4 protein-coding genes are annotated in these 8,167 nt (G+C 60.3%); 1 reads left to right on the top strand and 3 read right to left on the bottom strand.

What is annotated here, in order from left to right; genetic code table 11:
- The 3 genes from PSV43_RS01210 to PSV43_RS01200 all read right to left on the bottom strand — a co-directional run.
- Positions 1-785: hypothetical protein (locus PSV43_RS01210; RefSeq protein ID WP_300192851.1), on the bottom strand; the 785-nt coding region annotated here is incomplete at its 3' end.
- A 467-nt stretch (positions 786-1,252) separates the two neighbouring features.
- Positions 1,253-2,842, bottom strand: coding sequence for a hypothetical protein (locus tag PSV43_RS01205; protein WP_300192849.1), 1,590 nt, complete (start codon positions 2,840-2,842; stop codon positions 1,253-1,255).
- Positions 2,843-2,945: 103 nt separating this feature from the next.
- A complete protein-coding gene (locus PSV43_RS01200; protein WP_300192847.1) occupies positions 2,946-4,064 on the bottom strand; it encodes a hypothetical protein in 1,119 nt (372 codons plus the stop codon).
- Positions 4,065-4,688: 624 nt separating this feature from the next.
- On the opposite strand from PSV43_RS01200, the gene PSV43_RS01195 reads away from it, so the two are divergent.
- The gene (locus PSV43_RS01195; RefSeq protein WP_300192845.1) at positions 4,689-8,138 is read left to right on the top strand and encodes a hypothetical protein; all 3,450 of its coding nucleotides are present in this window, start codon (positions 4,689-4,691) and stop codon (positions 8,136-8,138) included.
- Positions 8,139-8,167: the final 29 nt, after the last annotated feature.

The raw sequence follows: 8,167 nt of genomic DNA, 5'->3' as shown, positions 1-8,167 counted from the left end.
CGCCGCACCCAGCCAGCGCTCGCCAGCTCCAGTTTCGAATCCGAGTGCGCAATGGCCGCACGCAGCGCATCCTCAGCCACGCCCAGCAGCGCAGCCAGGGCCTTCAGGCGCTTCGGTGTTTCCACAAGATCATACGCCGCCTCATGCAGCGGCCTGCCACCAATGAGCAGCGGCTCCACAGCATGCACGCTGGTGACAGCCACGCTGGCGGTGCTTACACCGTCCTCAGCGCACTCGCTCATGGCATCTTCGTTCGTCGTTCCGGCTTGAGCCCGTCCGGCTCCTTCAGCTCTCTTCACAGCCGCTTCAGTGACGCCGCATTCAGGCAGCGTCTTTTGCTCCTCCGCGGCGGGCGCAACGGTCGGCTCAGCACCCGGCCCAACCACGTTTCGGGTGTCAGTGCTCGTGTCCGTTGCGCCCATTTCGGCGAGATTCAGCAGCGGCGTGGGCTTCGCCGCAGTCGGTGGTTCCAGCGTCACCACCATCGCGTGGGGCAGTCGGCGCTGGTCCATGAGATCATGCGCCAGCCGTCCCTTCCCCGCCTGCCACAGGTGCAGCGGCACACGCAGGATGTGCCCCTCCTGCGCCGACTCAAAGCGGAAGATGTAGGAGCGCGTCCCCTTGTCGTGGAAATCATAAGGCGCATTATTCCCCACCCCCACCAGCTTCACCACGATGAGCGGCTCATCCGCGCGGCGATGCTTCGCCAGCAGCGCCGAATCAACGCGACCCGGCAGGGTGATAACAGTGGTGAGAGAGGGGCAGGCAGTGGTATTGGGCTTCATGGTGTTTCAAAAGTGAAAAGTATTAAGTGAAAAGTGAAAGGTGCTGCCGAGCGGTTCAGTCTCGTCCTCCTACCCGAACTCGTCCTCGATCAATCAGCTCCGTCTTCACCAGGAAGCGCGGCACGTGACTGTGAGTAACTTATAAGACGCATAGGACATATCAGACGTATTGGACTTGGAATCGGAACCTCCCTGTTTCCTCCCTGGGGCGCTTGCCAATGGCCGCACCCGCAAGGGAGGCTGGAGGTAAAAATGTAAAGTTAGTCAAGTTAGATCAAAGGTAGTTTCTGGCATCCTACTCTTCCTCCTACTCCTACTCTTCCTCCCTTGGCTTGGACGTTTGTTCAATGAACGCCCAAGTAAAGGGAGGAGGAGTAAGAGTAAGAGTAAGAGGAGGATAAAGATTGAGTTGGAGTGCTAGCCCGCACGGCGCTCTTGCAAGACACCATGCGGGCCGCTGTATCGCATTACGCGCTCAGGGTCGGCACTTCGAGGCCGGGGTGCTGGCCTGCGTGGCGCAGCACCGAGTAACCGCTGGTCTTGCCATCCGTGCGGATGCACGGTGCCTGGCCAAAGATGGTCTCATAGCCGCCGCCATCCACGAACGAGTAGTCGTCCTTGTCGCCCACCAGGAGGTCATCCCCCACATAGGCGCGCACGGCCGTGTCCTGGCCGAGGATGAGGCTGCACATGTCCACCGCACCATTCGCATTGCACGGAATGATGTAGGCACCCGCATCAAACTCGGACGTCCAGACAAAGTCCGCCGAGCAGTTCGATGAGCCACCCACACCACCCGCCACACGCGTGTAGGCAGTGCCGGCGGTGTTCAGGCCCCAGGTGTCCCCGGTGGCGATGAAGTTCCCCAGCGTCGCCACACCCAGCGTGGAGTTGTCAGCCGTGTTGTCCGGATTCAAGATCGCGTTCACCGTGATCTGGTTCCCGTTGTTTCCAGTGCCCAGCCAGCTCACAAAGCCGACGGAGCCGTCCGGATTGATCACCCAGCCATAGTAAGTGGCGGAGGTGATGCCAGAGTAGAACGTCGTCCAGGCCACACCACCGGGGGCGGTGAGGGCTGTGCTGGTGGACTGACCTTCATACCACTCATACTTGTAGCCGCCCATCCACGCCATGTAGGGCGTTTTGGTGTCCGACGCATGGCTCTTGAGAATGCAGTCCACCGCAGCGGAGTCCACACCGAATCCGGTGGAGAGCATCGCACGCGGGGCCAGCGGATCAGCGCACTGATCGTTCTCAGGATCCACCGACGCATGCTCAAAGAGGCCCACGCCATTCCAGTCCAGCAGCTTGCCGGAGAAGAGCGGGTTTTCCTCATTGCTGCGTGCGCCACCGTGCAGGGCCGCCTGCTCATAGCTGCTGGAGTTCTTGATGCTGGCGATCGCCGCATCAGGAATGTACACCATCGGCTTGTAAACCGGGCTGCCATGCTTGCTCGTCACCACGATGGACCGGCCACCGAGACGGCGCCACTGCGGGATCGCATTCGTGATGCCCGAAGGCGTCAGCGTGTCCAGCGCATTCAGGCTGGCCAGCGTCTTGCGTGCATTCGGGTAGATGGTGTTGCCCACCCCCTGCAGCTTCAGCGCCATCTTCATGTCATTCATGCGGCGGCGGCCCAGCTTCTCGCGCAGGGACAGCAGCACGGCAGACTTCACCCCGCCGCCTCCCGCCATGAACTTCAGCTGCTTTTTGGTAAACTTGAAGGCATCGCGCCAGAAGTCCACCACGCAGCCGAAGGTCTTGAAGTCCACGCTGGACTCATTCCCGCGCAGTGGCTGCTCACCACGCGCACCCGGGCCGCGCGGCTGGCTCATGACCGTGAATTTGACCTCGTCTCCCGCATGTGCGGAGGCGATGTCCTTTCGAACGATGAAGGGCTTTCCGGAGCCCTCCCCGCCCTCAAACATCGAAAAGTCATCCACCGAGCGCGCACCCTTGCGGAGCTGCTGGGAATAGACCTTGGCGACGACGGACGGATCAGCCGCGACAGCGGCTGCGAGTGTGGATACGACGGATTCTGCGTGATAGGCGCTCATATTAGTTTCTCAGAACGAGATGTGTTGTCAGTTGTGTTTAGTTGAAGATTAACGTGTGGTATCTTGCGGCAGTTCATACCATCTTAAGACCGAAACAAACCGGCTAGTACCGCGCTTTCGCGGAGGTCAGCTTGTCCAGGCTGTGGATGAATGCGTCCTGCTGCTCAGGAGTCAGCTTGTCGATTTCCGCCATCGCCGTCAGGGGAGACAGCACACCAGCGGAGAAACCGGGGCCAACAGGTGAACCGGGCAGCCGCAGCGAATGTCGCGGTGCTGGCGGTATCACAGACGCGCCTCTCGCGTGACCCGGGCTCTGCGCCGCGTGTCCTTTGAAAAACTTGTCGATCACCCGCCGTCCGATCTTCTCAGGCCAGTCAGGATAATTTAGGATTGGGTCGTTTTTTGCCTCTGCAAGCAAAATCTCATCATCACAGTGAGGAACAAATTCAGAACCCTCATCCGTGATCAAATCCGCGAACTGATCCATCGCCCGCGTGTGGCTATCCGCCTGCTGGCCCTGCCAGTGGTTGCTCACCGCAGACGCCTCGCGCCGCGCATCCCGCAGGTCCATTTTCACATCCGTCATCTGTTCCATGATGTCAGACGCCACCGGATCATACGACTCCTTCGCCTGCTTGTACTGCTGCTGCAGCGCGGACAGGTGCTGCTCCAGATCCGCCACCTGCGGCACGCTGGCCAGCCCCTGCGAATAATCCGGGGCCTCGTCATAGGCAGGCCCGGACTCCTGCTCAAAACCCACCGCCGCATGCCCCTGCCCCGTGATGCCAAACGCCTCGGCAAACGCATCCGCCGGTGCACTTCCCGCGCGGATCAAATCCAGCGCCTGCACCGTCCGTGCGCGGTCCGCCTGATTCAGCGCCTTGATGGAAACACGCGCCGGAGCACCGCCCCCCTCATCGCCACCCGTACGTGGCTGCATCTGCGCCGCCAGCGCCGCCTCCACACGCTCCGGATCACCGCTCTCAAAATCCTTGATCTGCGCATCCGTCATCTGCGCCAGGTCCGCACCCTCCAGCGCCTCATCCAGCGAAGACACGCCCGGCACCTCATCCCCTGACGAGTCACCTCCAGCATTCCGTGAGTCGTCCCCTCCAGCAGAAAGACTCTCGAGCACCGCGCTCGCATCAGCCTCCGAAAGATTGTCAAAAACAGCCCCCGCCTCAGCAGCGGTGGGGGAGGATGGCGTGTAGTCGTCAGGCATATCAGTGTGTGGTTGTATGTGGTATGATTAAAATGGGTTGAACCTGAGATCGTGGGGGTACTGCTGCGTCATTATGCACCTGCTCCGGCATCCGGCAGAAATCCCACACGGCACATGCTGTGGTCAGGCTTGCATGAGAGAAGTCTTGGGTCCGTTTTTCAGGAGTCAAACAGTATTTAAATAAATTTCATTCATGGCACCAGAACTGGTTTTTTCTGGTATGCACTGCAGCGATTCCAATCCCACCCAGGAGAGGGGGCATCCTGCACCCTCAACACCCCGCCCCACCCACTCCTCTTCCCAGACAGGGACCAGGATGTCCCCCCTCCTTCCGAACCACCCAGCGTCTCCGGCAGGAGTGGGAGCATCCTGCTCCCACAGCGCCCCGCGTCCACCCACCGCTCCAACCACATTCAGGACAATTCGCCCCCCCGCCAGATGCCCCGAACCCACGACACCTCATGCCACCCCTGAATACCATTCAATACCACCACTCCACATTTTTTAAATTTCGTGTTGCATCTCCAAATCACGACCCAACCCTTTTTATTCAATACGCCAACACTCCTGACGCTGTGAAGAACACGGAAGGTGCCACCGCCGCCCTGCGGCCACGCATCCGCCATGTTTCCCACACCGCCATCCCTCTTCGCTCCCCCCACCTACCTGCGCAAAAAGCTGCCCATTGCAGGCAGCCCGCCAGAGCAGCCCCAGCAGGCGGTTAAGGTCCCCTATCGGCCTGTCGAAACGGCAAATCCCAACCAAGCCGCTGACACCATCCCGATCTTCTTCAGAGCACTGCCCTCCCCTGCTCAGCGCCAGCAAGCAGCAGATGCTGCTGCACGTCAGCTCGCCGCCAAGTCCGCAGCCCCTGCTCCGCAAAGCACTTCCCAGCCATCATCCGCGCCTGCGCCACCTCAGCCTCCTGCCCCACCGCAGCCGCCACCACCAGTCGCCGACACAGCACCACAAAGCACCGAAGAAGACCCCCGCGTGGTTGCCGCACCAAAGGAGGCCGGAGCCCAGGAGGGGGAGGCAGAATCGACTCTCCCCAATCAGCCACCCACCGAACTCGCAGGCCAGCAGCCATCCACCCCTCCCGCCGACCCCGCTCCGCAGCGCCCTTCCCAGCCACCCTCCCCACCTGCCCCATCGCAATCTCCTGCACAGGCCCCGCAGACATCACCCGCCGTCACCACCGCGCCAGCGGGCACGGAGTATGAGCCCAAAGTTGTGGAAGCAGTGAAACAAGCAGCAGCCCAGGTCGAGGCCGATACAGCCCGTCAAAAGCGAGACACTCAGCTAGCCGAACTGGAAGCCAACGGCATGGCGGAGCATGCGAAATCCCTGCGCGCACTGGATGCCGAGATGGCTCAGCGCCGTTCCGATCTTGAGAAGAAGCATCCTGATCGCGGTGCGCAGTACAAGGCCGGAATGCAGGAGCTCGAGAAAGAAAAAGACAGGCGGCAGACGCCCGTGATGGATCAAATCAAAGCGGTTAAAACGAGAGACCGAGTGGACAATCTGCGTGCGGCCAAAATTGCCGTCAGCCGTGAAAGCAAGCTGCCGCAAACCCGAGGCAAGACCGAAGAGCAAAAGCAGGCTGAATGGAAAGCCCAGATGGCGAAAGTGGGTCTGGATCCGAACAATCACGAGCATGTCAGCGCCTATTGGGATGCAAAGAGCCTCCACTACCTGAACGACGGCCGCTATGCAAAATACGACTGGGATGGAAGCCCACCCAAGAGAGAAGGCTTCGGCTCTGCGGTGCTGTCGGACGGCACCCTCCACGTGGCCCCAGAGTTCATCCACAATGACAAAAAATACGCCGCCGTGGTGGCGGCCAGTGGTGCGAGCGAGGCGGAGAAGGCACGCGCCATGGCGGAGCTGCCGCGCCTCCAGCAGGGCTACGCACAAGCCTTGCTGCCCATCCTCAAGCAGGCAGGCAGCACCCGCGCCGCACAGTGGATCCCCGGCATCGCCTCCTTCCAGAAGTGGCAGGCCGAAAAGCCGCGCCAGGGCTCCGAGGCCGAGCAGGCCAACGAATACCTCAAGGAGATGAACCAGCGCGGGCTATGGAGCAAAGGCACGGACAATGTCCTGCGCTCTCTGCTCGCTGGCTTTGCAGACATGGGAACCATGACCGCAGGCGTTGCAGGCATGGTCGGCGTCCCCGGAGCCTCTGAAACAGCCGCCGAGTGGTCCAAGCGCAGCAGTGATTTCATGGCACCCATTTCAGCGGAGGGTGGCAACTCCGGAACCGCCTCCGCCATCTTTGGCCACGTGGCGCGCATGGCCGGCCCCATGGTGGCCACCTTGCTCGTCACCCGTGGGCTGGGCGGTGGGCTGGGAACCATGTCTGCCATTTCCGGAGCCCAAACCGCAGGCAGCCAGTACGCGGAAACCTACGGACTAATGCGCGAGCAGGGCAAGACCCACGCCCAGGCATGGATGGCCACCGCACCCTTTGCACTGGCATCCGGTCTGGTCACAGCAGCGCTCACGGCCGCCGGTGGCCGCACCGGCTTTGAGGCCGCCCTCGGTTCCAAGGCCGGCACCCAGACCGCCGCCAAAGAGGCCGCCCAAGATTTTTGGAAAAACCTCCTGACCAACGTACCCAAACACGCGCTCGCAGACCTCCCCCAGGAGCTGCCGGACGAGCTCTTCAGCCAGATCAGCCAGGCGCTGGCCACCAACCGCGACGCCGACCTCGGCCAAGTCGTCGGCGACTTCATCAAGAACTCCCCCGAACTCATGGGTGCGATCCTCATCATGGGCGGCACAGGCGGCACCCTGGATACACACCAGCAGTTCAAAAACGGCGTTGAGCAAACCCACGTTGATGCATCCGAGGACGGAAAGCCCCGGGATGAAACAATCAATCCGTCATCGTCGGATCAGACAATACCAGACTATACCACAGACAACAAGATTCCCAGTTTCGATGAAGCCTTTGCAGCCAGCCAGACCATCGAAAAGCTCAAAGCCCAGAAAACCCCGCTGAGCCTTGAGCAGCAGCAGGAACTCGACGCCGCCGAAAAAACCTTTTCCAAAAGAACCGAAACCAACATCCTCGCCCAGAAGGCCACCCTGGAGGCACGCGGTGATAAAATACACCCAACCACTGCGGCAGCCTTGGCAAAGGCTCAGGCCACGCTCGCGCGCCCTGCACCCCGTGATCGCGGCCCCCTGCCCACAATCCCCGACGCACGGAAGACCATTCAGGATCTTTCGGACAAAGCCGCCGCAGGCACTCTCAACGCCGACGAAGCCCACCAACTTGCGCACGCACAAAGAGCCATCGCGCAGCAGCGGGTCAATGAGCTTGCCGCTGCCGAGGCGAACGGCACCCTCACCGCGCCGCAGAAAAGGCAGCTGGATCGATTCCGCGGAATCCTCGCCGTCTCTCCCTACGGCACACAACTCCCAAAAGGCCCACCATCTGGCTATGATCCACATGCTACCAATCCCGCACACCGAGAATGGCATCCCCCCGATGGTGAAAAGCCTGCTCATCCCGCTAACGAGAAGTTCACACCTGAGGCTCTAGCGATTTCCGAAGAAGACGTCAAATCCACAACCGACCGTCTGAAGGCCAAAGGGCATGCGCATAGTCGTCACGGACCCGAAGTGACGGAAGGTCAGCTTAACGATAGAGCCATGCATAAGGTGGATCCAATCACCCAGACCACGGAAGATGGCGTGCATGCCGGCGTAGACCATAGAAGCGCAAAACATGCCACGCAATTTACCAGCGAGCGATCACAGGTTCAGGCCGTAAAAGCTGTGGAAAACAGCCGTGAATATAACGACAATCTCAACGAAGCTCAGAGAATGGGGGAAAATGCGTTTAGCGTAGAAACCGTTTCACTGGAAACAGCATTGGGACCAAACTACCAAGAACATGTCCGGGGAAAAACACGCACAGGCACGGCAGCAAATCCTCAGGGCAGTCGCTCCACCAATCTGACAGACGGAAAAATTTTCGCCCACTATAAAAAAGATCCTGTTACTGGAAAGTTTTATCTCAATACCATGTATGCAACTCCCTCATTAAGACATGAACCCAACTAATAGTCCAAAAACAACACTTCAAAGAATAC

The sequence above is a fragment of the Prosthecobacter sp. genome (assembly GCF_029946185.1).
Taxonomy (GTDB): Bacteria; Verrucomicrobiota; Verrucomicrobiia; order Verrucomicrobiales; family Verrucomicrobiaceae; genus Prosthecobacter.
The sequence above is the reverse complement of the archived record's forward strand: the minus strand, read 5'-3'. Positions and strand labels throughout refer to the sequence as shown.

What these genes read in the sequence shown, in the direction of transcription:
- PSV43_RS01195 (WP_300192845.1), top strand. Translation starts at nt 4,689, where the DNA reads ATGTTTCCCACACCGCCATCCCTCTTCGCTCCCCCCACCTACCTGCGC.
- PSV43_RS01200 (WP_300192847.1), bottom strand. Translation starts at nt 4,064, where the DNA reads ATGCCTGACGACTACACGCCATCCTCCCCCACCGCTGCTGAGGCGGGG.
- PSV43_RS01205 (WP_300192849.1), bottom strand. Translation starts at nt 2,842, where the DNA reads ATGAGCGCCTATCACGCAGAATCCGTCGTATCCACACTCGCAGCCGCT.